The 26,146-nt window shown below is 43.9% G+C and carries 27 protein-coding genes, 3 tRNA genes and 1 pseudogene; 24 read left to right on the top strand and 7 right to left on the bottom strand.

Features of this window, described 5'->3' with window-relative positions; genetic code table 11:
* Positions 1–28 precede the first annotated feature (28 nt).
* The 6 genes and pseudogenes from remB to dnaA all read right to left on the bottom strand — a co-directional run bounded on the left by remB (position 29) and on the right by dnaA (position 4,595).
* The gene (gene remB / locus AC5W2J_RS04015; protein ID WP_496058188.1) at positions 29–292 is read right to left on the bottom strand and encodes an extracellular matrix regulator RemB; all 264 of its coding nucleotides are present in this window, start codon (positions 290–292) and stop codon (positions 29–31) included.
* A gap of 12 nt (positions 293–304) precedes the next feature.
* Positions 305–1,426 carry a DNA replication/repair protein RecF gene (gene recF / locus AC5W2J_RS04010; RefSeq protein WP_496058187.1) on the bottom strand — a complete coding sequence of 374 codons (1,122 nt, stop codon included), beginning with the start codon at positions 1,424–1,426 and terminating at the stop codon, positions 305–307.
* A 10-nt stretch (positions 1,427–1,436) separates the two neighbouring features.
* Positions 1,437–1,661 (bottom strand): S4 domain-containing protein YaaA, encoded by a 225-nt coding sequence (gene yaaA, locus AC5W2J_RS04005; RefSeq protein ID WP_496058186.1) that lies wholly within the window; start codon positions 1,659–1,661, stop codon positions 1,437–1,439.
* 164 nt (positions 1,662–1,825) lie between these two features.
* Positions 1,826–2,932: pseudogene (gene dnaN / locus AC5W2J_RS04000) on the bottom strand (DNA polymerase III subunit beta); the annotation flags it as partial.
* Positions 2,916–3,101 (bottom strand): hypothetical protein, encoded by a 186-nt coding sequence (locus tag AC5W2J_RS03995; RefSeq protein ID WP_496058185.1) that lies wholly within the window; start codon positions 3,099–3,101, stop codon positions 2,916–2,918. The gene AC5W2J_RS03995 and the pseudogene dnaN, both read right to left, overlap by 17 nt.
* Positions 3,102–3,245: 144 nt before the next feature.
* The gene (gene dnaA / locus AC5W2J_RS03990) at positions 3,246–4,595 is read right to left on the bottom strand and encodes a chromosomal replication initiator protein DnaA (protein ID WP_496058224.1); all 1,350 of its coding nucleotides are present in this window, start codon (positions 4,593–4,595) and stop codon (positions 3,246–3,248) included.
* Between the two features lie 791 nt (positions 4,596–5,386).
* Between dnaA and rpmH the strand changes: the two genes are divergently transcribed.
* The 10 genes from rpmH to AC5W2J_RS03940 all read left to right on the top strand — a co-directional run bounded on the left by rpmH (position 5,387) and on the right by AC5W2J_RS03940 (position 14,707).
* Entirely contained in the window at positions 5,387–5,524 is a 138-nt protein-coding gene (rpmH, locus tag AC5W2J_RS03985; protein WP_252313708.1) for a 50S ribosomal protein L34, read from the top strand.
* 186 nt (positions 5,525–5,710) lie between these two features.
* On the top strand, positions 5,711–6,052 hold the full coding sequence (gene rnpA, locus AC5W2J_RS03980) for a ribonuclease P protein component (RefSeq protein ID WP_496058184.1): 342 nt from the start codon (positions 5,711–5,713) through the stop codon (positions 6,050–6,052).
* A 265-nt stretch (positions 6,053–6,317) separates the two neighbouring features.
* The gene (gene spoIIIJ / locus AC5W2J_RS03975) at positions 6,318–7,124 is read left to right on the top strand and encodes a YidC family membrane integrase SpoIIIJ (protein WP_496058183.1); all 807 of its coding nucleotides are present in this window, start codon (positions 6,318–6,320) and stop codon (positions 7,122–7,124) included.
* Positions 7,121–7,744, top strand: a complete 624-nt coding sequence (gene jag, locus AC5W2J_RS03970; protein ID WP_496058182.1) for an RNA-binding cell elongation regulator Jag/EloR — start codon at positions 7,121–7,123, stop codon at positions 7,742–7,744. Before spoIIIJ ends, jag begins: the two co-directional genes overlap by 4 nt.
* 239 nt (positions 7,745–7,983) lie before the next feature.
* Positions 7,984–9,360 carry a tRNA uridine-5-carboxymethylaminomethyl(34) synthesis GTPase MnmE gene (gene mnmE, locus AC5W2J_RS03965; RefSeq protein ID WP_496058181.1) on the top strand — a complete coding sequence of 459 codons (1,377 nt, stop codon included), beginning with the start codon at positions 7,984–7,986 and terminating at the stop codon, positions 9,358–9,360.
* A gap of 62 nt (positions 9,361–9,422) precedes the next feature.
* Positions 9,423–11,312 carry a tRNA uridine-5-carboxymethylaminomethyl(34) synthesis enzyme MnmG gene (mnmG, locus tag AC5W2J_RS03960; RefSeq protein ID WP_496058180.1) on the top strand — a complete coding sequence of 630 codons (1,890 nt, stop codon included), beginning with the start codon at positions 9,423–9,425 and terminating at the stop codon, positions 11,310–11,312.
* A gap of 74 nt (positions 11,313–11,386) precedes the next feature.
* A complete protein-coding gene (rsmG, locus tag AC5W2J_RS03955; RefSeq protein ID WP_496058179.1) occupies positions 11,387–12,106 on the top strand; it encodes a 16S rRNA (guanine(527)-N(7))-methyltransferase RsmG in 720 nt (239 codons plus the stop codon).
* Between the two features lie 232 nt (positions 12,107–12,338).
* Positions 12,339–13,100 (top strand): ParA family protein, encoded by a 762-nt coding sequence (locus AC5W2J_RS03950; RefSeq protein WP_496058178.1) that lies wholly within the window; start codon positions 12,339–12,341, stop codon positions 13,098–13,100.
* The gene (locus AC5W2J_RS03945; RefSeq protein ID WP_496058177.1) at positions 13,093–13,944 is read left to right on the top strand and encodes a ParB/RepB/Spo0J family partition protein; all 852 of its coding nucleotides are present in this window, start codon (positions 13,093–13,095) and stop codon (positions 13,942–13,944) included. Before AC5W2J_RS03950 ends, AC5W2J_RS03945 begins: the two co-directional genes overlap by 8 nt.
* A 58-nt stretch (positions 13,945–14,002) precedes the next feature.
* Positions 14,003–14,707, top strand: a complete 705-nt coding sequence (locus AC5W2J_RS03940; protein ID WP_496058176.1) for a DUF554 domain-containing protein — start codon at positions 14,003–14,005, stop codon at positions 14,705–14,707.
* Positions 14,708–14,739: 32 nt separating this feature from the next.
* Here AC5W2J_RS03940 and yyaC read toward each other — a convergent pair whose 3' ends face one another.
* Positions 14,740–15,387 (bottom strand): spore protease YyaC, encoded by a 648-nt coding sequence (gene yyaC, locus AC5W2J_RS03935; protein WP_496058175.1) that lies wholly within the window; start codon positions 15,385–15,387, stop codon positions 14,740–14,742.
* A gap of 161 nt (positions 15,388–15,548) precedes the next feature.
* Between yyaC and AC5W2J_RS03930 the strand changes: the two genes are divergently transcribed.
* The 14 genes from AC5W2J_RS03930 (at position 15,549) to yycF (ending at position 26,145) form a co-directional block, all read left to right on the top strand.
* Positions 15,549–15,755: a DUF951 domain-containing protein gene (locus tag AC5W2J_RS03930; protein ID WP_496058174.1), complete on the top strand. Its 207-nt coding sequence runs from the start codon at positions 15,549–15,551 to the stop codon at positions 15,753–15,755.
* Between the two features lie 93 nt (positions 15,756–15,848).
* On the top strand, positions 15,849–16,949 hold the full coding sequence (ychF, locus tag AC5W2J_RS03925) for a redox-regulated ATPase YchF (RefSeq protein WP_496058173.1): 1,101 nt from the start codon (positions 15,849–15,851) through the stop codon (positions 16,947–16,949).
* 136 nt (positions 16,950–17,085) lie between these two features.
* Positions 17,086–17,373: a 30S ribosomal protein S6 gene (rpsF, locus tag AC5W2J_RS03920; protein WP_496058172.1), complete on the top strand. Its 288-nt coding sequence runs from the start codon at positions 17,086–17,088 to the stop codon at positions 17,371–17,373.
* 24 nt (positions 17,374–17,397) lie between these two features.
* Positions 17,398–17,886, top strand: a complete 489-nt coding sequence (gene ssb, locus AC5W2J_RS03915) for a single-stranded DNA-binding protein (protein WP_496058171.1) — start codon at positions 17,398–17,400, stop codon at positions 17,884–17,886.
* A 58-nt stretch (positions 17,887–17,944) separates the two neighbouring features.
* Entirely contained in the window at positions 17,945–18,172 is a 228-nt protein-coding gene (gene rpsR / locus AC5W2J_RS03910; protein WP_211327008.1) for a 30S ribosomal protein S18, read from the top strand.
* Positions 18,173–18,383: 211 nt separating this feature from the next.
* On the top strand, positions 18,384–19,361 hold the full coding sequence (locus AC5W2J_RS03905) for a YybS family protein (RefSeq protein ID WP_496058170.1): 978 nt from the start codon (positions 18,384–18,386) through the stop codon (positions 19,359–19,361).
* 11 nt (positions 19,362–19,372) lie between these two features.
* The gene (locus AC5W2J_RS03900; RefSeq protein WP_496058169.1) at positions 19,373–21,343 is read left to right on the top strand and encodes a DHH family phosphoesterase; all 1,971 of its coding nucleotides are present in this window, start codon (positions 19,373–19,375) and stop codon (positions 21,341–21,343) included.
* Positions 21,340–21,783 carry a 50S ribosomal protein L9 gene (gene rplI, locus AC5W2J_RS03895; protein ID WP_496058168.1) on the top strand — a complete coding sequence of 148 codons (444 nt, stop codon included), beginning with the start codon at positions 21,340–21,342 and terminating at the stop codon, positions 21,781–21,783. The genes AC5W2J_RS03900 and rplI overlap by 4 nt, the downstream gene beginning before the upstream one ends.
* Before the next feature lie 83 nt (positions 21,784–21,866).
* Positions 21,867–23,231 carry a replicative DNA helicase gene (gene dnaB, locus AC5W2J_RS03890; protein WP_496058167.1) on the top strand — a complete coding sequence of 455 codons (1,365 nt, stop codon included), beginning with the start codon at positions 21,867–21,869 and terminating at the stop codon, positions 23,229–23,231.
* A 169-nt stretch (positions 23,232–23,400) separates the two neighbouring features.
* Positions 23,401–24,690, top strand: a complete 1,290-nt coding sequence (locus AC5W2J_RS03885) for an adenylosuccinate synthase (protein ID WP_496058166.1) — start codon at positions 23,401–23,403, stop codon at positions 24,688–24,690.
* Between the two features lie 172 nt (positions 24,691–24,862).
* Positions 24,863–24,938, top strand: a tRNA-Lys gene (locus AC5W2J_RS03880).
* 24 nt (positions 24,939–24,962) lie between these two features.
* Positions 24,963–25,037: transfer RNA gene (locus tag AC5W2J_RS03875), tRNA-Glu, on the top strand.
* Positions 25,038–25,081: 44 nt separating this feature from the next.
* Positions 25,082–25,157: transfer RNA gene (locus AC5W2J_RS03870), tRNA-Phe, on the top strand.
* 280 nt (positions 25,158–25,437) lie between these two features.
* Positions 25,438–26,145: a response regulator YycF gene (gene yycF / locus AC5W2J_RS03865; protein ID WP_252313757.1), complete on the top strand. Its 708-nt coding sequence runs from the start codon at positions 25,438–25,440 to the stop codon at positions 26,143–26,145.
* The last annotated feature ends 1 nt before the right edge of the window (position 26,146 follow it).

Genomic DNA, 26,146 nt, shown 5'->3' with positions numbered 1-26,146 from the left:
TACCATATTCCAAATGTATGCCTGTCTGTTATTCTTCGCTGAAATCTTCTATTTCTGAAATGACCTGCGCCCGACGCTTCAATGTTAAAGAAGAAATGGGAGATAAGTACACTTTGTCATGCGTAACCACTACTGATTTCGTATAATCCTCTGCAATTTCCACCACCTGGCTGTTTTGCCGGGCGTCCATAAAACGGGCGGTGTCTTTTGAAGAGGCATGGGAAGTTTCATCGAGAATAGCGACTACATCTTTTGACCGGATAATCATATCCCCGCCCAAATGAATAAACATATGCCTTCCTCCCTACTCTGCTGGTGTCAGCAGGCCGTTGCCTGCATGAAATGTTGAAGCTTTCTTTAGCGTTTCGTGTTCAATGCCGTCAATACTCGTCGTTGTGACAAACGTCTGTACTTTTCCCTGAATTGCATGAAGCAGATGGGACTGTCTGAAATGATCAAGTTCTGAGAGAACATCATCAAGAAGCAGAATCGGATACTCTCCAATGTTGTCATGGATAAGTTCAATTTCTGCCAGTTTCAACGACAGGGCTGCTGTCCGCTGCTGCCCCTGCGAACCATACGTCTGTGCTTCTTTGCCATTTATTTTTAAAATAAGTTCATCACGGTGAGGACCGACCAGAGATATGCCGCGTCTTATTTCACGATCCGCGGCTTTTTCAAAGGCCTGATGGAGAGCAGTAGAGATCGCTTTTTCATCCATCCCCTCTTCTACTTCTGCAGACGAACTGTATTCAATATCAAGCTTTTCCATCTGCCGGCTGATCTGCCAGTGAATATCCTGAGCCCAGGTACGCAGCATCTTTAAAAAAGAAAAACGCCTTCCGATAACTTTAGAGGCCGTTTGAACAAGTTGGTCTGTCAGCACCTGAAGCATCATATCCTGTTCTTTTGTAGCAGAGGGAAAGATGTCTTTAAGCAGCTGATTTCTTTGTTTGAGTATTTTCTGGTAAATACCAAGATCATGAAGGTAGACCGAACTGATCTGGCCTATTTCCATATCGAGGAAGCGTCTTCTCAGGTTGGGACCGCCCTTAACGAGGGATAAATCTTCCGGAGCAAACATAACAACATTGCAGGAGCCAATATACTGGCTCAGCTTTTTCTGCTCCAGCCCATTCACTTTTGCTTTTTTGCCTTTTTCCGACAAAATCACCTGAAGGGAAGCAGGTCCGTTTTTCTTTGTAACTTCCGCGCTGATTCTGGCGAACTCCTGATCCCACTGAATTAGTTCCTTATCTTTGGAGGTTCGATGTGACTTAGCAAATGCAAGCACATGAATGGCTTCCATAAAGTTTGTTTTCCCCTGCGCATTTTCTCCAAGTATAACATTTATTTCATTTTCAACCGGGAGGGTCAGCTGGTTGTAATTACGATACTGCTTCAAAGAAATTTCGTTTATATGCAATCTCTTTTCCTCAATTAGAGCTGGAAGCTATTTCAAAAACTCCAGCGCCTTCAATTTCAACCACATCACCGGGATACAGCTTACGGCCTCTGCGCTGATCCTGTTCTTTGTTAACAAAGACGGTATACTCCAGCAGAAAAATCTTCGCCATACCGCCGGTATCAATGACTCCGGCTTCTTTTAAAAGCTGTCCGAGCGTTATATATTCTTTCGTTATTTCAATCGAATTATTCATATACCGGGCCTCCTATGCCAAAAATGAAATGACATACTATATCATCTTATATTTTACTAAATTTCCGTCTATAAAGCCAATATGAAATCGACGCTTACATACTTGATGCTGCGCTCTTTCATCAGAAAAGCCCCTGGCTTTTTCAACCCAGAGGCATGTGTGTTTTAGTAGGTTCTTACAGGAGAAAATAAATGCAGCATTTGATCATGATCTGTCGGCTGGACAGTAAAAGGACTCATCGCTCCAGTAAAGCGGATCTTGATAGTTTCGCTGTCGATTACTTTCAGCGCGTCCATAATGTTTTTGCCATTAAACGAAATGCGCAGTTCTTCTCCCTCCATTGTATCACATGAAATCTTTTCTGTTACTTTCCCAACCTCTGCGGATACAGAGCTTACTTCTATTTCGTTGTTCTCCATTGTTTTTAAGTTAATCACATTGTTTTTTGCCTCTCTTGAAAGAAGCAGCGCACGTTCGAGTGAAGACAAAAGTTCTTTCGTCCGAAGCACAAGTTCTGTTTTAGCGTGATCAGGAATCATGTTTTTCGTAACCGGGTATTTGCCGTCCAGAAGTCTGGAGAAAAACAGGAGATTTTCAAATTTAAATAACACTTGGCTTTCCGTAACGATAATATCCACTAGTTCGGCAGAATCTTCGAGTACTTTGTTTAATTCGTTCAGGCTTTTTCCTGGAATGACCACATTAGATAACGACATGGCACCGGTTTTTGTTTCTACTGCCGCCTTACGCATGGCAAGCCTGTGGCTGTCTGTTGCAGTACAGATTAATTCAGATTCTTCGCCTTCGAGGTTTACACCTGTCAACACGGGGCGTGTTTCCTGAGTGGACACGGCAAATACGGTCTGCCGCACCATATCTTTAAGCAGGTTCTGCGGCATTTGAAAATGATTGTCTTCATCAAGCTGTGGAAGTCTCGGGTATTCTTCCGGATCAAGCCCGTTAAGATTAAAAACAACGCTGCCTGAACGAAGAGTTGTGGCAAATTGATCCTGAACCGCGACTTCAATCTCTTCTCCCGGAAGCTTTTTAACAATTTCAGCAAAAAAACGGGCCTGTAGTACAATGCTTCCCTCTTCTTTTATCGTTACATACTCTTTTTCTTCGTCGCTGGCAGGTATAAAAGTCTCTATGGAAATATCTGAGTCGCTTCCTGTCAATGTTACTCCGTAATTAGTCGCTTCTATCTTGATTCCTGTAAGGATTGGAATGGTTGTTCTGGAAGAGACAGCCTTGTTAACGTGCTGAACACTGTGNAGTCTCTATGGAAATATCTGAGTCGCTTCCTGTCAATGTTACTCCGTAATTAGTCGCTTCTATCTTGATTCCTGTAAGGATTGGAATGGTTGTTCTGGAAGAGACAGCCTTGTTAACGTGCTGAACACTGTGAACGAAAGCATCTCGTTGAATTGTAAAATGCATAGGTAGACTCCTTTATTATATATTTTAATAATTTATAGTCGTAGTAGTAGGGGCTGTGGATAGTGTGGATAAGTTAAGCAACCCCAATTATACCGGGGTTATCCACATGTGGACGGATTGTTGACAACTAAAATGTTATCCTCACTACGCTTTGAGCTGATCCATAAGCTCTTTAAGCTGCTTTTGAAAGTCGCTGTCTGAATGAACCATTTTAGAGATTTTTTCGTGCGCATGAATAACTGTTGTATGGTCGCGTCCTCCAAATTCTTCTCCAATTTTAGGCAGCGAAAACTCGGTCATTTCCCGGGACAAATACATTGCAATCTGCCTTGGAAACGCGATAACCTTTGTTCGTTTTTTTGCTTTCAACTCTTGAGGCTGCAGGCTGTACTGGCTTGCAACGAGCCGCTGAATATCATCAATTGTTACTTTCTTTGGTTTGCTGTTTGGAATAATATCTTTTAATGCTTCTGCTGCAAGATCAGCATTCATGTCCTGATTGATTAAGGACGAATAGGCTACGACCCGGATTAAAGCACCTTCGAGCTCCCGGATGTTTGTGTCTATCTGGTTGGCGATATAAAGCATGACTTCGTTTGGTATATCAAGCTTTTCTGCTTTTGCTTTTTTTCGGAGAATAGCAATTCTTGTTTCCAGATCAGGCGGCGTAATATCGGTAATCAGTCCCCATTCAAACCTGGAACGCAGCCGGTCTTCCAATGTAGGGATCTCTTTAGGCGGCCGGTCACTGGAAATAACGATTTGCTTGGATTCCTCATGAAGGGCATTAAACGTATGGAAAAACTCTTCCTGGGTCTGTTCTTTTCCTGCTAAAAATTGAATATCATCGATTAACAGCACGTCCACATTTCTGTATTTGTTCCGAAAGTTCACCGTTTTATTATCCCGAATGGAGTTAATAAACTCATTGGTGAATTTTTCTGAAGATAAATATACGACTCTGGCGTTTGGATTATGATCGATCACGTAATGTCCGATTGCATGCATTAAGTGGGTTTTGCCAAGTCCGACTCCCCCGTAAATAAACAGTGGATTATACGCTTTTGCCGGCGCTTCCGCTACGGCGAGCGAAGCTGCGTGGGCAAAACGGTTCCCGGAGCCGATAACAAATGTATCAAAAGAATATTTATCGTTAAGCATACTTTTAGGTACATTTTCCGAACTGTCTTCTTTTTCTCTTTTAGCATTCGGCGTGGCCGGGACCGTAAATTCATCAGTGTTTTCCGCTTCAGGAATAATGAACTTTACATCTAGTTCCGAACCAGTCAGATCATTTAATGTATCGGATATTAAAGAAGAATAGCGGTTTTCAAGCCAGTCACGGGCAAACTCATTTGGTGCAGTAACGACGATCGTATCATCGTATAATTCCGAAGCCCTGGTTGCTTTCAGCCATGTTTCGTAGCTTGGCTTGCTTACTTTTTCCTTCATAATTTCAAGCGTTTGGTTCCATAGGTCGTTAATATTTTCCAGCACTCTCTTACCCTCCTTTTCGTATCTCTTTATTACTTTATTTATTACATAAGCGGATAAAAAAAACTCGGTTCACCACCGAGTCTGGTGTATCCATCTATTTTTTTTTACATGCCGGTCCCATAGTACACGGTAAAACTATTCAATGCCACCAATGAAAAAAATTTAATAGCAGTTAAACCTATGTATAAGGAATAATTCGTATAGTTTTCTTAAAAAGGGTTCTTGATAAGAAGTGGATAACAACTAGTATAGTACATAATCGTCTTATCCACATGAGTCTTTTTTATGTGGAAAAACTATTCAGAGCCTGTGGAAAGTTATGCACAAAGTTATCAACAGGTGTGGATAAGTATTTTACTTCACAAAGTTATCCAGAGGAAAACATAACTATCATATCAAAAATAAAAAGCGAAAACAACGGACTTTTTAATAGTTATCCACATAATCAATAACTTGTGGGTAACACTTGTCCACACTACTATATTGTGTGTATATCCTGTATGTAACTCTATGAAAAGGTAAAATTGCTGCGGAAAAGTTATCCACACTACTTTTTTTGTTTCGGGACTTCTATTATTTTTTTGACCGGATGCTTCATTAAAAGATTGCTATTGACAGATGCCCCTGTTTCTCTATATAATTTTACGGGAATGTGCAAGAGATTATATTTCAGTAAAGTAACCTTTCGGCTTAAGCAATCGAATTGATTCTTTGAGAATATAAAGGCTGGGATATAGAAGAAACAAAGCACAACAGAACGATAAATTACTCACCAGGAGGTGCTAAGAATGGGAAAACCAACGTTTAATCCAAATAACCGTAAGCGCAAAAAGAATCATGGCTTCCGTACAAGAATGAGTACAAAAAACGGCCGTCACATCATTAAAAACCGCCGTCGTAAAGGAAGAAAAGTACTATCTGCCTAAGGCCACTGATATTGACAGTGGTCTTTTTTTACTTTTCCTTACAGGCAAGCACCAGCACGTCCTGATCAAGTAAGCTGCAGGGCGGCTGTGCAGTCCTGTAAGGGCTTGTTTCTCAAGCAAGCAAGGCAGCTTTGCTGCTAATTAAGCATATGGTCTGTTGAAGGCTCTGGCGGAGGTGCCGCTGTTTTGAAAAGAAAGCACAAATTAAAAAAGAATCATGAGTTCAGCATGGTCTTTGATAAAGGATCGTCATATGCGAACCGCCAGTTTGTTCTGTATGTTCTCAAGAAGCCTGCCCAGTCTGAATACCGCGTAGGTGTTACCGTAAGCCGCAAACTCGGTAACGCGGTCACTAGAAACAGAATGAAACGCCTTCTTAGAGAAGTATTAAAAGAACTGGATGATTTTCTTGATCCAAAAAAAGATTATGTTATTATCGCTCGTAAGCCGGCTTTAGAAATGGAATATGAAGAATTAAAGAAAAGCTTTAAACATGTATTGCGAAAAAGCGGCAGCCGGTCTTCCTAAAACAGGAAGCAGGCTTTTCTTTCTTTATCTTTTTATATTCGCTAAAATGGTTAAGGGCTCTTTTTTTTGGGAAAAGCGAACGCTTACTTATATATTTCAATATTTTACCATTATAATTGTATATATTCAGCAGTAAAACAAACTATACATACAAATTTTTAATTTAATGGAATTATTTGTAATTTAATAACTTCCCTTTTTCTTAAATAAGGCCCGGCAGTATTACACTATATTGAAGATGTTTTTTATCAAGGAGGAAGCGTTAGTGCGAAAGAAATTAGGTTTAGTGGCAATGCTTGTTGCTGTAATGACTGTCATGGCAGGTTGTTTTGACGTAAATCAGCCAATTGACGCGGACAGTGAAGGTATTTGGAATTCGTATTTTGTTTATCCATTATCGTGGTTAATTATTTATATCGCAGAGGCATTGGGAGAAAGCTACGGCATGTCCATCATTGTTGTAACGATTATGCTTCGTATTCTGATTCTTCCTTTAATGATCAAACAGACAAAAAGCGCAAAAGCGATGCAGGAAGTGCAGCCTGAGCTTGTAAAGCTGAGAGAAAAGTATTCAGCGAAGGACCAGAAGACGCAGCAGGAGCTGCAGCAGGCGACGATGAAATTGTTCCAGTCCAAAGGAATTAATCCGTTGGCCGGTTGTCTTCCAATTTTCATTCAAATGCCTATTCTTATCGCTTTCTACCACGCTATTATGCGGACGAGAGAGATTGGTACACACGAATTTCTATGGTTCCAGCTTGGTCAGCCTGACTATATACTTCCGATCATTGCAGGTGTTACTACATTCATTCAACAAAAAATGATGATGGTTTCAGATAACCCGCAAATGAAAATGCTTATGTATATGATGCCGTTTATGATTGGTGGATTTGCCTTCTTCTTCCCATCTGCCCTGGCACTTTACTGGGTTATTGGTAACCTGTTTATGATTATCCAGACATATTTCATTACAGGACCTGGTGCAAGAAACAAACGTGATGCAAAAACAGCAGATGGGGTCAGCGAAGGCGGACCGAAAGAACCTAAAGCTGGAGGAGTGAAGAAGAAGTGAAAACAGTAACAGTATCCGGAAAAACAATAGAAGAAGCGAAAGCTAACGCACTATTGGAATTGAGTATTGAAGAAGATCAGCTTGAATATGAACTTGTACAAGTGCCGGTAAAGGGATTTCTGGGGTTATTCAAAGGAAAACCCGCTATTATTGAAGCGAAGATAAAGCAGGACCCGACGAAAGAAGCGGCTGCTTTTCTTACTCAGGTGTTAAAAGAGATGGGTACGAAAGCTGAAATAGTAATTACAGAAAAGAAAAAAGAAGTTCTTTTTGATATTCAAGGCGAAGATCTTGGTGTATTAATTGGAAAACGCGGGAAAACGCTTGATTCACTTGAATATCTGGTGAATTTAGCAGCGAATCGTTATTCTGATAAGTATTCCCGTATCACGCTGGATGCCGAAAACTACCGGGAACGACGCCGTGAGGCGCTCCATCAGCTGGCAGCGAGACTTGCTGACAAAGCCCGGAAAACAAAGCGGAAAGTAGTACTGGAGCCTATGAGTTCACGGGAACGAAAAATCATTCACGCAGCGCTTCAAAACGAAAAAGATATTGAAACAGCTTCCGAGGGAAAAGAACCTCACCGCTACGTAGCTATCTTCCTTTCGAAAAAGTAAAAGCGTCTTTCTTAATACTCAATACGGATATTATTACGATGAGCCATTCCTGATAAGCAGGAGTGGCTTTTTTGTGTATAAAAAGAAGGAAAGGAGATAAAGGCAGGGTAGTTATCCACATGTGGATAATCAATGCTTTCCGAAAACTCATTCCTATGCTATTCTATTTAGTTAGGAATACAAAACTAGATGAAATAATGTAAGCAAACTATTATTCATTCTGAGGAGCGAGAGTTAGAATGGAATTTGATACAATAGCCGCTATTTCCACTCCCGTCGGCGAAGGAGCTATTGCCATCGTCCGATTGAGCGGTGAGCAGGCTTTTTCTATTGCTGATACACTGTATAAAGGAAAGAAAAGAGTACAGGAGGCAGACACCCATACGATTCACTATGGCCACATCATGGATCCACAGACAAATGAAACGGTGGAAGAAGTCATGGTGTCTGTGCTTCAAGCTCCCCGGACATTTACAAGAGAAGATATTATAGAAATAAACTGCCACGGCGGACTGGTCTCGGTTAACCGGGTTCTGGACCTGGTACTCAGTGCCGGCGCAAGGCTGGCTGAACCTGGGGAATTCACGAAACGGGCTTTTCTTAATGGGAGAATTGATCTTTCCCAGGCAGAGGGTGTCATGGATCTGATCCGGGCTAAAACCGATAAAGCGATGCATGCAGCCGTGAAGCAGGTGGAAGGCCGATTTTCGGAAAGGGTGAGACGCCTGCGCCGGGAACTGCTGGAAACGGTAGCTCATGTGGAGGTTAATATTGACTACCCTGAATTTGATGCGGAATCAGTAACGCTCGACAATTTAAAGAAACACACGTCGCATGTAAGAGATGAAGTGAATCAGCTGCTCTCTACAGCCAAGCAGGGGAAAATTCTGCGCGAAGGGCTGGGTACTGCAATCATCGGGCGTCCCAACGTTGGAAAATCCTCTTTAATGAACAGCCTGATTCATGAAAATAGAGCTATTGTTACCGACATCCCCGGTACAACCCGGGATGTCCTGGAAGAGTACGTAAATATACGCGGCGTTCCGCTGCGTCTTATTGATACTGCCGGTATTCGGGATACAGAAGACATCGTAGAAAAAATCGGCGTAGAACGCTCCAGAAAGGCTCTGCAGGAAGCTGAACTGATCCTGCTGGTGCTCAACAGTGCGGAAGTACTGTCTGTGGAAGACGAAGCGCTGTTTAAAGCAATACACGGACTGAATGCGGTCATTCTTTTAAACAAAACAGACCTGGACAAAAAAATAGATGAAGACCGTGTACGGGAACTGGCTTCCGGACGGCCTGTTATTGCAGCTTCTTTATTAAAAGACGAAGGCATTGATGAGCTGGAGCAGGCAGTATCGAGCCTCTTTTTTGACGAAGGTATTGAAGGATCGGATTTAAGTTATATTTCCAATGCCAGACACGTTGGTCTGCTGAACCAGACCAGACAAATCCTCGAAGATGCCCTGGAAGCCGTTGAAATGGGAGTTCCTGTCGACATGATCCAAATTGATATTACGAGAGCATGGGAAATGCTTGGTGAAATTATTGGTGAAAATGTGCATGATGGCCTTATTGATCAGCTTTTTTCTCAATTTTGTTTAGGAAAATAAATAGAAAAATAATAATTAAATTACTTTTTTTCCATATTTAACTATTATAAGGAGGCACATGAATGAATTATGAAGGCGGTACGTATGACGTTATAGTCATCGGAGCCGGGCATGCAGGAGTTGAAGCCGGACTTGCAGCAGCTCGTTCAGGCTCAAAAACACTCATGCTTACATTGAATCTCGACGCTGTTGCTTTTATGCCTTGTAATCCCTCAGTGGGAGGCCCTGCAAAAGGAATAGTCGTACGTGAATTAGATGCTCTTGGCGGAGAAATGGCAAAAAATATCGACAAAACGCATATTCAAATGAAAATGCTCAATACAGGAAAAGGGCCTGCTGTACGCGCTCTTAGAGCCCAGGCCGATAAATTTATGTATCAGCATGAAATGAAAAAGACAATCGAAGAACAGGAAAACCTTACCCTGCGCCAGGGACTGGTGGAGAAATTGATTGTGGAAAATAATGTATGTAAAGGGGTAGTGACGAACACTGGAGCGGAATATACAAGCAGTACCGTCGTTATTACAACCGGCACGTACCTGCGCGGAAAAATTATTCTGGGAGAACTGGCTTATGAAAGCGGACCGAACAACATGCAGCCCTCGGTTCAGCTGTCTCATGAACTAAAGGCTCTCGGCTTTGAACTGGTCCGTTTTAAAACGGGAACCCCGCCGCGTGTGAACGGCAACAGCATCGACTACAGCAAAACAGAAATTCAGCCGGGAGATGATCAGCCCCGTGCTTTTTCTTATGAAACGACCAAGTTTATTACCGATCAGCTTCCCTGCTGGCTGACGTATACAGGAGAAGCGACCCATCAGATTATTAACGATAATTTGTCCCGTTCTCCTATGTATTCCGGCATGATTGAAGGAACCGGACCAAGGTACTGTCCGTCCATCGAAGATAAAATTGTCCGCTTTAACGATAAGCCGAAGCACCAGATTTTCTTAGAACCGGAAGGTAGAAATACGACAGAAGTATATGTACAGGGACTGTCGACCAGCCTGCCGGAAGACGTGCAGTTCAAGATTCTGCAGTCTATTCCTGGTCTGGAAAACGTCAAGATGATGCGTCCGGGCTACGCTATTGAGTATGATGCGATGGTTCCGACACAGTTATGGCCTACACTGGAAACGAAAAAAGTAGAAAATTTATTTACTGCCGGACAGATCAACGGAACATCCGGGTACGAAGAGGCTGCAGGACAGGGCCTGATGGCTGGAATGAACGCTTCTCTTAAAGCCCAGGGCAAAGAACAGGTGATTTTGGATCGTTCAGATGCCTACATTGGTGTAATGATTGATGATCTGGTTACGAAAGGCACCAATGAACCCTACCGCTTGTTAACGTCAAGAGCAGAATACCGTCTGCTTCTGCGCCACGATAACGCTGACCTCCGGCTGACAGAAATCGGCTATCAGGCAGGTATGATCGAGCAGGAACGCTATGACCGTTTTCTATCGAAGAAAGAAGCCATTGAGCAGGAAAAACAGCGGATGAAAAAAGCCAGCATCCAGCCGAGTCCTGAACTCGAGGAAATGCTCGCTTCAAAAAATTCGTCTATTATTAAAGAGACGGCAACAGCGATGCACCTGCTGAAACGTCCGGAGCTTGGATACGACGATATTTTTCCATTTACCGGCTTTACAAGCCTTGTCACTCCGGATGTAGCCGAACAGGTTGAAATTCAGACAAAGTACGAAGGCTACATTTCCAAACAGCTTGATCAAGTTAATAAAATGAAAAAAATGGAAATGAAGAAAATACCGGAAAATCTGGACTACAGTGTTATCAGCAGCATTGCGACCGAAGCACGTCAAAAGCTGACAGAAGTGAAACCATTATCTGTCGGACAGGCGTCAAGGGTGTCAGGAGTGAATCCCGCAGATATTTCGATTCTTCTTGTTTATCTGGAGCAGGGAAAGCTTGCCAGAGTAGGGGAAGCTTAAAGGAAGCTGAGCGAGCGTCCGTTCCTTACGGACGCTCTTTTTTTTGCTATGTAAACAGACAGAGGAGGAGAACGATGAGCAAAGCACAATTTCCAGAGTGGGCAGCGGCCGAAGGCATCACCTTATCCGCCCATCAGCTCAAGCAGTTCGAAGAGTATTACACGCTGCTTGTAGAATGGAATAAAAAAATGAACTTAACAGGTATTACAGAAGAAGATGAAGTATATGAAAAACACTTTTTTGATTCTATTACTGCAGTAAAAGCATTTCCGACCACAGATCGGCCGCAGAAAGCTATTGATATCGGGGCAGGAGCGGGTTTTCCAAGTATTCCCTTGAAAATATGTTTCCCTCATATTGAAATGACGATCGCGGACTCGTTAAAAAAGCGGATCACGTTTTTAAAAGAGGTAGCAGGGGTCCTCGGTTTAAACGATATTCACTTTGTTCATGAGCGTGCAGAGCAGCTTGCGCGAATGAAAGAACACCGGGAAGCCTACGACATTGTCGTTGCAAGAGCAGTCGCCCGGATGCCGGTCCTCGCCGAGCTGTGCCTGCCTTTTACAAAAATTGGCGGTACATTTATTGCAATGAAAGGATCTACAGGGCTGGAGGAGAAAGCTGAAGCGGAAAAAGCCTGCAGCCTGCTCGGTGGAGTGTGGAAGAACGAATATTCGTTTACACTCCCGGTAGAAAACAGCCAACGCTGCATTTTGCAGGTTGTGAAAGAGAAAAAAACACCAAAAGCTTACCCCCGTAAGGCGGGGACACCTTCTAAAGAGCCGATTGTTTAAATACTGCAAGGCAGCCTGGTACGTTAATCAGGCTGTTTTTTTATGCGTTGATTGAAAAATGAGGAAAAAGACCAACAAAAGGAGAACTGTTGCGAATTTTTTCACAAAACATGATAGAATAAAAAAAGAAAGAAAATCCGCTTAAATACAGTTTTTACTAACACTATTCGGATAATGCATCCAGGCTTTACATATAATAAATGAAGCAGCAGGAGAGAAAGTAGGTGTAACGATGGCCAAAGTAGTAGCCATTGCTAATCAAAAAGGCGGCGTTGGGAAAACGACAACAGCAGTAAATATCAGCGCCTGCATTGCATATCTTGGAAAAAAAGTACTTCTTGTTGATATGGATCCTCAAGGAAATGCGACGAGCGGAGCCGGCATCGAAAAAGGTGAAGTGGATAAATGTATTTACAACCTTTTGGTGGATGATGTTGAGATTAAAGACATTATCCGGCCCGGAAGCGTGGACAGCTTGGATGTTGTTCCTGCTACTATCCAGCTTTCCGGCGCTGAGATCGAGCTTGTTTCTACTATTTCCAGGGAAGTTCGTTTAAAGAACGCCCTCCGGGACGTTATTAAAGATTATGATTATATCATTATTGATTGTCCGCCTTCTCTCGGGTTGTTAACGATAAATGCGCTAACAGCCTCTGATTCGGTCCTTATTCCAGTACAGTGTGAATACTACGCATTAGAAGGGTTAAGTCAGCTGTTGAATACGGTCAGGCTCGTGCAGAAGCATTTAAATCACGATCTCGCGATTGAAGGTGTTCTTTTGACTATGCTTGATGCCCGTACAAACCTTGGACTTCAGGTCATTGAAGAAGTTAAAAAGTATTTTCGGGAAAAAGTGTATAAAACAATTATTCCAAGAAATGTCCGGCTGAGCGAAGCGCCAAGCCATGGCCTTCCGATTATCAGCTATGACGCCAGATCAAAAGGGGCCGAAGTTTACTTAGATTTAGCAAAGGAAGTGGTCGCGAGTGGCTAAAGGACTAGGCAGAGGACTGAATGCTTTTTTCCCAGAGGAAAAAACAGCGAAAACAGAAGCAGTGCAGGACATTGATGTAAACCAGCTCCGTCCGAACCCTTACCAGCCCCGGCAGGTTTTCGACAAGGAAGCTCTCCGGGAGCTGAGCGAATCGATTTCAGCCCAGGGAGTCGTTCAGCCCCTTATTGTTAGAAAAAGTATTAAAGGCTACGATATTGTAGCCGGGGAAAGACGCCTCCGGGCTTCCAAAATAGCCGGTCTTCAAACCGTGCCGGCAATTGTAAAGCAGCTGACAGATGAACAGATGATGGAGATCGCCCTGATTGAAAACCTGCAGAGGGAAAATCTAAATGCGCTGGAAGAAGCCAAAGCGTATGAAAAGCTGATGGACCACCTGTCGTTTACTCAAGACGAGCTGGCAAAGCGGGTCGGTAAAAGCCGTCCGCACATTACAAATTATTTGAGGCTTCTGCAGCTTCCTAAAAGCGTCCAGCAGATGGTGGAAAAAAAAGAATTGACGATGGGCCACGCCAGAGCGCTTCTTGGTATTAAAGAAAAGAAAACGATTGAACAGCTGGCCCGTGATATTGTGAAGAACCAGTGGAACGTACGGAAGACGGAAGAAATAATAAAGGCCATGCACGAAAAAAAGGAGGATGTTTCACGTGAAACATCAAAGCCTTCGCCTTCTATTTTTATCCGTTCGACGGAGAACAGCCTTAAATCTTACTTTGGTACGAAGGTGGCAATCAAGCAGGGAAAGAAAAAAGGGAAAATTGAAATTGACTTTTTCTCGGAGGAAGATTTAAAGCGGATTATTGAGCTTTTAGATAAAGATGAATAACCCCCGGTTCGGGGGTTTTATTTTGTTAAGATAAAGAAAGAGTAGAAGGTGAGAGGGCATGGTGTTATTAGGCACGCTGGTGAATGGGGCAGCGATCATTGTTGGGTCTTTGTTGGGACTGGTCTTTCATAATATTCCGGAACGATACAAAACGACTATAATGCAGGCCCTGGCCCTGGCAGTTATGCTTTTAGGCATACAAATGGGGCTGGCAAGCGAACAGTTCTTAATAGTTATCGGAAGTCTTGTAATTGGTGGCTGGATAGGAGAACGAATTCAGCTGGAAGATAAGTTAAATAGGCTGGGGAAATGGATTGAAAAGCGCAGTGGTGGCAGAGGAAGCGAAGGGGCAGTAGCTAAAGCGTTTGTTACAGCGACCCTTGTATATGTAGTTGGGGCAATGGCTGTACTAGGAGCACTGGACAGCGGGTTAAGGCTCGATCATAACGTCCTTTACACTAAGTCGATGCTGGACGGTTTTACAGCAGTGTTGTTTACGGCCACCCTCGGTTTTGGTGTTGCGTTCTCCTTTATACCAGTGGTATTGTATCAAGGCAGTATTGCGCTGCTGGCAGGGCAGATTGATCAGTTCGTGCCGGTGGAACTAAGAGAAATGTTTATTACAGAAATGACAGGTACAGGCGGAATTATGATTCTGGGGATTGGTCTTAAACTGGCAGGGATTCTTGATATCCGGGTGGCGAACCTGCTTCCGGCTATACCGGTTGTAGCAGTCATTGTAACGGGGATCTATCTGCTGTAGCGTATGTAAGCCGATTTTCTCGGCTTTAAAGGTCAGGCTTCGTGTTTGACGGCTTTTCCCGCCATTGGAATTGGACGGTCCTGGTAGGCTTTTTCGATTAATTTTTTTCCCTGCAGGCGTCTGTCGGCAAGGACAAAACTTTCGGACAGGCTTTCAGCCATCTCCATAACAACATGGAGACGGGTATTCTGGAGCACGAAAAACTCCATCATTCCACCCACGTTGACAATTCCTGTAATATGAACCCGGCCAACGGGAGGCAGGTCCTTTTTCATTGCAGCTCCGGGATAAACAGGTCCGTCTTCGAAGTGTAAAGACCCGACGTTCTTAACGCGGCCAAGGCAGGCATCTACGGCAATAATATATGGAGATGTATAACGCATCTGAATGTCAGCTAATGTTTCTTCCAAATTAACAGCATGCACCGGAGATGCAAGTGTACCGTAAACCTGAAAATTATCAAGTTTGTTTTTGGTGAGCAGGGTGCCGGTAAGCGGTCCTAAGGAATCGCCGGTAGAACGGTCGGTGCCGATGCATACAATGACTATTTCAGAAGTTTCCGGGACAGTTGATAAGACATCTGTTAAAGTATTAGAAAGAATCGCCGGTGTCTGTTCGGACGCGGTATCCAAGTATAAAGAATCAGGTGGATGACCCGGGCGGCTTTGTTTCCTAAACATGCAGCTCTCCTCCTTAAATGACGCATTTGGTTATAAATGACATATTACTTCTATATACCCGCTTTTTTACGCTTTAATTTAAAAAAGCAGCCGGGTTCTAAAAATAAATCTTTATACCCTTTAAAATGGAAAAAAAAGGATAAAAAGACTGGAGGCAGAAAATGGCACTTGACTCGTACCAGATGCATGACGTTGTTCAAATGAAAAAAGCTCACCCTTGTGGAGAAAACAGCTGGGAAATTATCAGACTTGGGGCAGACATCCGTATTAAATGTCAGGGGTGCGGGCACAGTGTCATGCTTCCGAGAAGAGAATTTCAGAAAAAATTGAAAAAAGTAACCGGAAATACAAAAGAAGACCCAAAATAACGTTTCTTCCTTGTGTTTCCTGAAACGCCTTTCTATACTATAGAAAGAAAAGGGCTGAAATCAGCCGATGATTATAAAAAAGGACGTGAAAAGATGGCTTTAACAACTGGTATTGTAGGTCTTCCTAACGTAGGGAAGTCTACTCTTTTTAATGCAATCACACAGGCTGGAGCAGAAGCAGCCAATTATCCATTCTGCACGATTGATCCGAACGTTGGTATCGTAGAGGTACCGGACGAGCGTCTGCAGAAATTAACAGCTCTCGTTAAACCGAAAAAAACAATTCCGACGGCATTTGAATTTACCGACATTGCAGGCATTGTAGAAGGAGCAAGCAAAGGCGAAGGCCTGGGGAATAAATTTTTGACGCATATCCGCCAGGTGGATGCCATTTCTCATGTCGTACGCTGCTTTGATGACGGAGATGTGACGCATGTGTCCGGCAGCGTCGATCCAATCCGGGATATTGAAGTCATTAATCTTGAGCTTATTTTAGCTGACATGGAATCAATCGAAAAGCGGGAAGCTAAAGTAGCCAAGCTGGCCAAATCAAGAGATAAAGACGCGGTGGCAGAGCATGCTGTGCTTAAAAAGCTGCTTGCTGTTTTTGAAGAAGAAAAGCCGGCACGCGCCCTTGATTTGACAGATGAAGAACGGAAAATGGTCAATGGCTTTCAGCTTCTTACTATGAAGCCTATTTTATACGTAGCCAATGTAAGTGAAGAAGACCTGGTGAGCGGCGAAGATAACGAAATGGTGAAAAAAGTTAAAGCATTTGCCGATGGCGAAAACTCAGAGGTAATTACAGTCTGCGCCAAAATTGAAGCAGAGATTGCTGAACTCGATCCGGAGGAAAAGCAGGAGTTTCTACAGGATCTGGGCATTGAAGAATCTGGCTTGGACCAGCTGATCCGCGCAGCCTATGTGCTTCTGGGACTGCAGACATACTTCACAGCCGGCGAGCAGGAAGTACGCGCTTGGACAATTACAGGCGGTACGAAAGCACCGCAGGCGGCCGGAGTGATTCATACGGACTTTGAGCGCGGCTTTATCCGTGCAGAAACCGTCAGCTACGAGGATCTGACGACCACAGGATCGATGAACGCGGCCAAAGAGGCAGGCAAGGTCCGTTTAGAAGGAAAAGAATATATCGTTAAAGACGGCGACGTTATTCATTTCCGCTTTAATGTGTAGAAAATCACCTTCACTTATTGCTATAGAGTAGTTTCTATGCTAAAATTATACATTGTGAGTAAAATCGTTTTATTAAATTTTGCTCCTTGCTCTTTTCAAAGAAAAAGAGCCTTAGACCAAAAGGAGGTGACGCAATATGCGTAGGTACGAAGTACTTTACATTATTGCTCCAAACGTAGATGAGGATGGCGTGAAACAAACAGTTGAACGTTATAACGAAATTCTAACGAAAAACGGAGCAGAGATCGAAAAAGTAGATCAAATGGGAAAACGCCGTCTAGCTTATGAAATCAATGATTTCACTGATGGACATTATGTCGTGATTTACACGCAGGCTAATTCCGAAGCTACTAGTGAATTCGATCGTCTTGTTAAAATAGATGATAACGTAATCCGCCATCTTATCGTAAGAAATGAAGGCTAAGATCTAAAATGGGGAGGGGCACTTATGATAAATCGTGTAGTTCTAGTTGGACGATTAACTCGTGATCCTGAATTACGATACACCCCTAATGGTGTAGCTGTGGCAAATTTCGGCATTGCAGTAAACCGCCCGTTTACGAATCAGCAGGGAGAACGCGAAGCGGACTTTCTTAACTGTGTAACGTGGAGAAAGCAGGCCGAAAATGTAGCAAACTTCCTCAAAAAAGGAAGTCTTGCCGGTGTTGACGGACGTCTTCAGAGCCGCAGCTATGACAACCAGGATGGTAAACGTGTATATGTTGTAGAAGTACAGGCCGAAAGCGTTCAATTTCTTGAACCTAAAAATGCAGGCGGCGGTTCCCAAAGCCAGGGCAGCTATGGCGGAGGAAGCAGCAGCGGCCAGCAGGGCTATGGCCAGCAGAATCAAAATAAAGGTTCGTCTAATTTAAATGATGATCCGTTTTCAAATGATGGCCAGCCTATCGATATTTCAGATGATGATTTACCATTCTAATCCCCTTCTCCTGAAATAAAATGTGAGAGACGTAAAAAAACAAAGGAGGATGAAAAACATGGGTAAACGCAGAGGTAAGCGCCGGAAAGTTTGTTACTTCACGGTGAACAAGATCGAAAAGATCGATTATAAGGATGTAAACCTTCTTAATAAGTTCATTAGTGAGCGTGGAAAGATTCTTCCACGTCGTGTAACAGGAACTTCCGCAAGATATCAGCGTATGCTGACTAGAGCGATCAAACGCTCCCGTCACGTAGCATTGATTCCATATGTAAGAGAGCAATAGAGCACGAAAATAATTAGAGCTTTTCTCCGGGGGACTTTCAGCCGGGGAGAAGCTCTTTTATACTTTTTAAAGACTTTCAGTTTCCTGCCCGCCCTGCAGAGAAGCAAAGGGGAAATCTGTAATCAGACCGGATTCCGGCTCGCTTGCGCATTTATTATTACATAAGCTACAATGAAGCAATGCCTTTCTTACAGGCAGCTTTTTTGAGCGTGTGACCAGCTTTTTTATACCAACAGATGGGGTGAACGGATTGCAGCGGACGAGAAGCTTAACGGAGGGTGCGATACTGAGCGGATTATTTATTATACTAATGCTGCTTACTATATTTGTCCCTCCTCTTGTTTATATTTTATTATGGTTTTTGCCATTGCCTTTTCTGATTTATACGGCACGCTACGGTCTTCGAAGCGCGCTCGTAATGTTTATTGTGTTATTTCTGCTGTCTTTATTTATCGGCGGCCTGACAGGGGTTCCTTTTGTATTAATGTTCGGCCTTGGCGGTATTACCGTAGGCGAAATGATCCGCAGAAAAAAAGAACCTTTGTTTGTTTTAGTAGGGGGATCACTCGCATACGTAACAAGCCTTATGGTAATCTATGCGGTAACGATTCTTGTTTTTAACATTAATCCCGTAGAAACACTTCAAAATGTGATGAGGGATTCAGCTGTGCAGGCAGAATCCATGCTGAACTCGATTGGCCAGGACGGATCGGACAGCGTAGAGGCAATGGGTGAAGTAGTCATTCAAATTGGCTATATGATTCCTGTCATTATGGTAAGTGCCGGTGCCGGATTCGCTGTTATTACCCAGGCGATTGCCCATTACTTTTTAAAAAGACTATCGATACCGTATGAGCCTTTCCCCCCTTTTCGGGAGTGGAATTTTCCGAAGTCGCTGCTGTGGTTTTATCTGGCGGCAATTGTGCTTACATTGATTGGAGCAGAAGAAGGCACCACTCCTTATCTGCTCATCTGGAATGTGTACTGGTTCCTTGGAAACATTATGATTATTCAAGGATGTACAGTAGTCTTTTACTACTGTTACAAGAAATCACTGCCAAAAGCTATTCCCATTATTTTCGTTATTTCCTTAGTGATTTTACCAATTATTCCACTCTTCGCGCGAATCTTGGGTATAATTGATTTAGGCTTTCGTTTGAAAGAACGACTGGAAACTGACAAGAAGTAGGGGTTGACATTATGCCTAAGTTCTTATTAAGACGCTGGCACGGCTTGCACGTTGTTGCTCTATTTATCCTTGCCTCTTTCTTCATCGGAGCACTGATGATTTACCGCTGGGAATTAGGCCTGGCCGGATTTATTCTTTTAGGCGTGATGGTTTTTTATGTCGTTCAGGCCAGAGCATCTTTTGAACGGGACCTTGAACGCTATATAGCCACTTTATCCCACCGTGTTAACAAAGCCGGCGAAGAAGCTGTAACAGAGCTTCCAATTGGTATCTTGTTGTATGGAAAAGAATATGAAATTGACTGGGTGAATCCATTTGTTCATGAACTGCTGTCCGGCCATTTTTTAGGAAAAGGACTGGATGAAGTTTCTTCAGATCTTATTCCGGCCATAAAAAAAGGAGAAGAAGAAGTACAGATCAGCTTAAATGATAATTACTACACCGTGTATATACGTCACGAAGACAAGCTGCTGTACTTTTTCAATATGACGGAAACAGCGGAAACGAACAGATTGTATGAAGAAGAACAATCTGTAGTTGGTCTGATATACTTGGATAACTATGATGAAGTAACCCAGGGGATGGATGACCAGCTGCGAAGCAGGTTGAAAAGCCACGTAACTTCTGCGCTGAATCACTGGGCCAGCGACTATGATATTTTGCTTCGGAGCATTGCTTCGGACCGCTTTATAGCATTTATGGACCAGAAAGCGCTCAAAGAAGTAGAGAAAACGAAGTTTGTGCTTCTCGACGAAGTACGGGAAGTAACAGGAAAAGAAAAGGTGCCGATTACGCTTAGTATCGGTATCGGCACAAAGGAATCCTCTTTACGGGAGCTTGGAACCCTGGCCCAGTCCAGCCTGGATCTGGCACTCGGACGGGGCGGCGACCAGGTGACTATTAAAGAAAAAAACGGAAAAGTCCGCTTCTACGGAGGCAAATCCAACGCGATGGAAAAGCGGACCCGTGTCCGTGCCCGCGTCATTTCCCACGCCCTGCGGGACTTTGTACTGGAAAGTGACCAAGTCGTTGTGATGGGTCATAAGAATCCTGATATGGATGCCATTGGAGCGGCGATAGGCGTTTTAAAAATTGCAGAAGTGAATAATACAGATGCCTACGTTGTGGTGGATCCAAACGAAATTAACCCGGATGTTCAGAAGCTGATGGAAGAAATAGAAGCACATGAATATCTTTGGTCCCATTTCATTACACCGGAAGAAGCGATGGATGAACTGACGAGGCATACGCTTCTTGTAGTGGTGGATACACACAAACCTTCTCTGGTTATTGAGCCAAAGCTTGTGGATGCGGTAGACCGCATTGTTATACTGGACCATCACCGCCGCGGAGAGGAAATTATTAAAGACCCTGTGCTCGTGTATATGGAACCATATGCGTCTTCAACTGCAGAGCTTGTGACAGAGCTTCTGGAGTACCAGCCGCAGAAGCTGAAGATGGATGTGCTCGAAACGACAGCGCTGCTGGCGGGAATGATTGTGGACACAAAAAGCTTTGCTATTCGAACCGGTTCCCGTACGTTTGATGCCGCCTCTTTTTTAAAGTCACACGGGGCGGACACCACACTTGTCCAAAAGCTTCTTAAAGAGGATATTGAGCAGTACGTTAAACGCTCGCATTTAATTGAAAAAGCAACCATCTATAAAAAAGGCCTGGCTATTGCTAAAGCATCTGAAGGAGAAACGTATGACCAGATTCTTATCGCTCAGGCGGCAGACACGCTGCTGACTATGAATGACGTGAAAGCCTCGTTTGTTATTTCCAAGAGGTCCGACGATAAGGTCAGCATCAGCGCGCGCTCCTTAGGTGAAGTTAATGTCCAGCTTATTATGGAAACGCTGAACGGGGGCGGCCACTTAACGAATGCGGCAGCCCAGTTGAAAGAAACAACGCTTGAAGAAGCGGAAAAACAGCTGAAATCAGCGATTGATGAATATTTGCAGGGAGGTTCTTCTGAATGAAAGTAATATTGAATGAAGACGTGAAAGGAAAAGGAAAAAAAGGGGATGTAGCCAACGTATCGGAAGGTTACGCCCGCAACTACCTTTTTCCAAATAAGCTTGCTGTAGAAGCAAACGCAGGCAACATGAAAAATCTGCAGGCAAAACAGCAGAGCGATGACAAAAAGTCAGAGCAGGTGCTTGAAGAAGCAAAAGCCTTTAAAGAAAAGATCGAAAGCAAGAAAATCGATATTAAAGCAAAATCGGGAGAAGGCGGTAAGTTGTTTGGTGCTGTTTCTTCTAAACAGATTGTGCAGCGCCTGAAAGAAATGGATTTAAAGGTCGACAAGAAAAAAATCGAGCTCGATGAACCGATCCGTACACTCGGTGTGACGAAAGTGCCGGTGAAAGTCCACCCGAAAGTAACAGCTACTATGAATGTGCACGTAGTCGAAGAATAACAACCCGGCCCTCTCTCTTGCAGAGGGGGTTCTTTAATGGGTGTACATAATAGCATCATAGAAAGAAAGGCAGGACGACCAGGATGAGTGATATGTATACAGATCGAATGCCTCCCCAGAACATTGAGGCCGAACAGGCTGTCCTTGGAGCTATATTTTTAGAAAGCGAAGCATTGATTACGTCTTCCGAACGATTGGCTCCCGAAGATTTCTATAGAGCCTCCCATCAGCGGATTTATCAGGTGATGCTCGAACTTGGGGAAAAAGGAAGCCCGGTCGATCTTGTTACCGTCACCTCCTCTCTGCAGAACTACCAGTGGCTCGAGGAAGTGGGCGGGATCTCGTATTTAACCGACCTGGCCAATTCCGTTCCAACGGCTGCAAATGTAGATTTCTACAGCAAGAGCGTCCAGGAAAAGTCTTTGATGAGAAGGCTGATTCGAACGGCCACCGATATCGCCACGGACGGGTACAGCAGTGAATCCGAAGTAGAAGATATTTTAAATGAAGCCGAGCGCAGTATTCTCGAAGTTGCTAATCAACGGAGCTCCAAGGCATTTGTTTCTATAAAAGACGTACTGATTGAGACATATGACAACATTGAAACCCTTCAAAACAGGGAAAGCGACGTTACGGGTATTTCGAGCGGGTTTATGGAGCTCGACCGGATGACTGCAGGATTCCAGCGAAATGACCTGATTATTGTAGCGGCCCGTCCCTCTATGGGTAAAACCGCCTTTGCCCTGAATATTGCCCAGAACGTGGCTACGAAAACAGAAGAGAACGTCGCGATTTTCAGCCTGGAGATGGGAGCCAGCCAGCTTGTGCAGCGGATGCTGTGTGCAGAAGGCAATATTGACGCCTCGCGGATGCGGACTGGTGCGCTTCAGGAAGAAGACTGGGAAAAACTGACGATGGCGATGGGAAGCCTTTCCAATGCCGGTATTTACATTGATGATTCGCCCGGCATCCGCGTTAGCGATATTCGTGCTAAATGCCGGAGGCTTCAGCAGGAAAGAGGGCTGGGGATGATTTTAATAGACTATATGCAGCTTATCCAGGGTTCCTCCGCACGCGGAGGTGAAAGCCGCCAGCAGGAAGTGTCAGAAATTTCCCGGAGCCTGAAAAGCCTGGCCCGTGAACTGAACGTACCGGTTATTGCCCTGTCCCAGCTCTCCCGCGGAGTGGAATCCAGACAAGACAAACGTCCGATGATGTCCGACTTGCGAGAATCCGGGAGTATTGAGCAGGATGCCGACATCGTATCTTTTCTTTACAGAGAAGACTACTATGACCAGGAAGGCGAAAACCAGAACATTATTGAAATTATTATAGCCAAACAAAGAAACGGCCCGGTCGGCACAGTAGAGCTGGCTTTTATTAAAGAATATAATAAATTCGTTAATTTAGACCGCCGTCACGACGAAGGAAGCGCTCCGCCTATGTAGGAGCGTTTTTTTGTGACATTATTACGAACAAAAATAACACTCTATAATTAGAATGTTCGTGTTTATTGACTTTCCCCCGGCTAGTTGATACACTATGTAAGGGTTTTTTGAACACGTTTTACATACCAATTTATAAATAGATCGTTTAAATATTCTGGAGGTGGGAGTCATGTCATCCATCGTTATTGTAGGTACACAATGGGGAGATGAAGGTAAGGGTAAAATTACCGATTATTTATCAGAGAACGCCGAAGTAGTAGCCCGTTATCAAGGGGGAAACAATGCCGGCCACACAATCGTGTTCGGGGGAGATACGTATAAGCTTCATTTGATCCCGTCTGGTATTTTCTACAGCGATAAAATCTGTGTGATTGGAAACGGAATGGTTATTGATCCAAAGGCTTTGGTGGAAGAACTTAAATATCTGCATGACCGCAATGTAGATACTAGCAATCTGCGGATCAGCAACCGTGCCCACGTTATTCTTCCTTATCATATCAAACTTGATATTGTAGAAGAAGAGAGCAAAGGCAGCAATCAGATCGGTACGACGAGAAAAGGTATCGGCCCTGCTTATATGGATAAAGCAGCACGTACAGGTATCCGGATTGCCGATTTACTGGATAAAGAGGAATTTCGTGAAAAGCTGGACCGCAATTTAAAAGAGAAAAACCGTCTGTTGGAAAAAATTTACGAAACAGAAGGATTCGAGCTTGAAGAAGTGCTTGAAGAGTATTACGAGTACGGCCAGCTTGTATCGAAATACGTCGATGATACGTCCGTTGTGTTAAATGACGCAATTGATCAGGGCCGCCGCGTGCTATTTGAAGGCGCACAGGGCGTTATGCTTGATATCGATCAAGGTACGTATCCATTTGTTACATCTTCCAATCCTATTGCAGGAGGCGTTACGATCGGCTCTGGTGTAGGTCCTTCAAAAATTCACCATGTGGTGGGTGTATCGAAGGCGTACACGACAAGAGTCGGCGACGGCCCTTTTCCAACCGAGCTGTTGGATGAAACCGGTGATAAGATCAGACAGGTGGGCAATGAATATGGAACAACGACCGGACGTCCGCGCCGTGTCGGCTGGTTCGACAGCGTAGTCGTCAGACACGCCCGCCGGGTAAGCGGCATTACCGATCTTTCTATTAACTCCATCGATGTATTAACCGGCATTGAAACGCTTCGTATCTGCACGGCTTACAAATACCGTGGAGAAGTAATGGAGCATTTCCCGGCCAGTCTAAAAGTGCTTGCAGAATGCGAGCCTGTTTTTGAAGAGCTGCCGGGCTGGACAGAGGATATAACAGGAGTTAAATCATTAGATGATCTTCCTGTTAACGCCCGTCATTATTTAGAAAGAATTTCCCAGCTTACTAATATACCATTAAGCATTTTTTCCGTAGGTCCGGACCGTGATCAGACGAACATGATCCGCGGCGTTTGGGGCGTATAATATCAAAAAAAGCTGCATGTTCTCTTCGGAGAGGTGCAGCTTTTTTACGTTTAAAAAAGTCCCAACATCCGGCATATACAGGCTTCATTATTTTTTTAAAAAAATAGCTTGAAAATCAATTTACGGCGTGGTACTATTAATGATGTTGCTGAGAAAAGCAATAAACATACAAGAGCCATTAGCTCAGTTGGTAGAGCATCTGACTTTTAATCAGAGGGTCGGAGGTTCGAATCCTCCATGGCTCACCATTTCTTCTCTGTATGAACTGCAGCGGCCCGTTGGTCAAGTGGTTAAGACACCGCCCTTTCACGGCGGTATCACGGGTTCGAATCCCGTACGGGTCACCATTTATATAAATAGAAGTATAGTACTTACAAAACAAAATGATTACGGCTCGATAGCTCAGTCGGTAGAGCAGTGGACTGAAAATCCACGTGTCGGCGGTTCGATTCCGTCTCGAGCCACCACTTAGAAAAAACCAAAAGCCTTGGATAGGATATCCAGGCTTTTTTTGTACTTTCATCATGTACGAACACCCAGCCATATGGATGAAATAAGAAAAAGGTATGTAGAGCGCACGTCTGCTGCGGCCTCTCTTTCAGGAAAACATCATTGGGCGAAGAGTTTTTACAGCTGTGTTACAATAGTAGTAACACGTTTGTGTATTTTTACGGAAAAAACAGTCTAAAGACATGTGTACGAAAAAATAATGAATGCAGAAAATAAGAAACGGAAGTGAGCAAATATATGGACGAAAAGGTTCTTGTCGTAGATGATGAACAGCCCATTGCAGATATACTGGAATTTAATTTAAAGAAAGAAGGGTTCCAGGTAGAGTGTGCCTATGATGGGAATGAAGCTCTTGAAAAAGTGAATGCCTTTAATCCGGATATAGTTCTGCTTGATATTATGCTTCCTTTTAAGGATGGCATGGAAGTGTGCCGGGAAATCCGCAAAACCTATGACATGCCGATTATTATGCTTACAGCAAAAGATTCGGAGATCGATAAGGTGCTTGGCCTGGAACTCGGAGCAGATGACTACGTTACCAAGCCGTTCAGCAACCGCGAAGTTATTGCACGTGTGAAGGCCAATCTCCGCCGCCAGCAGGTAGCTCCGGAAGAAGGCTCCACAAAGCAGAAAGAAATTATCATTGGAGACCTGACAGTAGATCCGGATGCGTACCAAGTGTTAAAGCGCGGGGATCCTGTTGATTTAACGCATCGGGAGTTTGAACTCGTGCACTATCTGGCCCGCCATATCGGTCAGGTGATGACAAGAGAACATCTGCTACAGGCAGTGTGGGGGTATGACTACTTTGGTGACGTTAGAACGGTAGACGTTACGGTGCGGCGCCTCCGCGAAAAAGTCGAGGACAACCCAAGCTATCCACTATGGATCGTAACAAGAAGAGGAGTCGGCTATTACCTTAAGTATCCGGACCAGGAGAAGTAGC

The organism is Sinobaca sp. SA16-1 (assembly GCF_059510515.1).
The sequence above is the reverse complement of the archived record's forward strand: the minus strand, read 5'-3'. Positions and strand labels throughout refer to the sequence as shown.

Coding starts and splice junctions, on each gene's coding strand:
- rsmG (WP_496058179.1), top strand. CDS start 11,387: ATGAGCAAAGCACAATTTCCAGAGTGGGCAGCGGCCGAAGGCATCACC.
- rpmH (WP_252313708.1), top strand. CDS start 5,387: ATGGGAAAACCAACGTTTAATCCAAATAACCGTAAGCGCAAAAAGAAT.
- mnmG (WP_496058180.1), top strand. CDS start 9,423: ATGAATTATGAAGGCGGTACGTATGACGTTATAGTCATCGGAGCCGGG.
- ychF (WP_496058173.1), top strand. CDS start 15,849: ATGGCTTTAACAACTGGTATTGTAGGTCTTCCTAACGTAGGGAAGTCT.
- rpsF (WP_496058172.1), top strand. CDS start 17,086: ATGCGTAGGTACGAAGTACTTTACATTATTGCTCCAAACGTAGATGAG.
- remB (WP_496058188.1), bottom strand. CDS start 292: ATGTTTATTCATTTGGGCGGGGATATGATTATCCGGTCAAAAGATGTA.
- rpsR (WP_211327008.1), top strand. CDS start 17,945: ATGGGTAAACGCAGAGGTAAGCGCCGGAAAGTTTGTTACTTCACGGTG.
- mnmE (WP_496058181.1), top strand. CDS start 7,984: ATGGAATTTGATACAATAGCCGCTATTTCCACTCCCGTCGGCGAAGGA.
- rplI (WP_496058168.1), top strand. CDS start 21,340: ATGAAAGTAATATTGAATGAAGACGTGAAAGGAAAAGGAAAAAAAGGG.
- AC5W2J_RS03950 (WP_496058178.1), top strand. CDS start 12,339: ATGGCCAAAGTAGTAGCCATTGCTAATCAAAAAGGCGGCGTTGGGAAA.
- AC5W2J_RS03900 (WP_496058169.1), top strand. CDS start 19,373: ATGCCTAAGTTCTTATTAAGACGCTGGCACGGCTTGCACGTTGTTGCT.
- yycF (WP_252313757.1), top strand. CDS start 25,438: ATGGACGAAAAGGTTCTTGTCGTAGATGATGAACAGCCCATTGCAGAT.
- yyaC (WP_496058175.1), bottom strand. CDS start 15,387: ATGTTTAGGAAACAAAGCCGCCCGGGTCATCCACCTGATTCTTTATAC.
- dnaB (WP_496058167.1), top strand. CDS start 21,867: ATGAGTGATATGTATACAGATCGAATGCCTCCCCAGAACATTGAGGCC.
- yaaA (WP_496058186.1), bottom strand. CDS start 1,661: ATGAATAATTCGATTGAAATAACGAAAGAATATATAACGCTCGGACAG.
- AC5W2J_RS03940 (WP_496058176.1), top strand. CDS start 14,003: ATGGTGTTATTAGGCACGCTGGTGAATGGGGCAGCGATCATTGTTGGG.
- AC5W2J_RS03930 (WP_496058174.1), top strand. CDS start 15,549: ATGGCACTTGACTCGTACCAGATGCATGACGTTGTTCAAATGAAAAAA.
- ssb (WP_496058171.1), top strand. CDS start 17,398: ATGATAAATCGTGTAGTTCTAGTTGGACGATTAACTCGTGATCCTGAA.
- AC5W2J_RS03885 (WP_496058166.1), top strand. CDS start 23,401: ATGTCATCCATCGTTATTGTAGGTACACAATGGGGAGATGAAGGTAAG.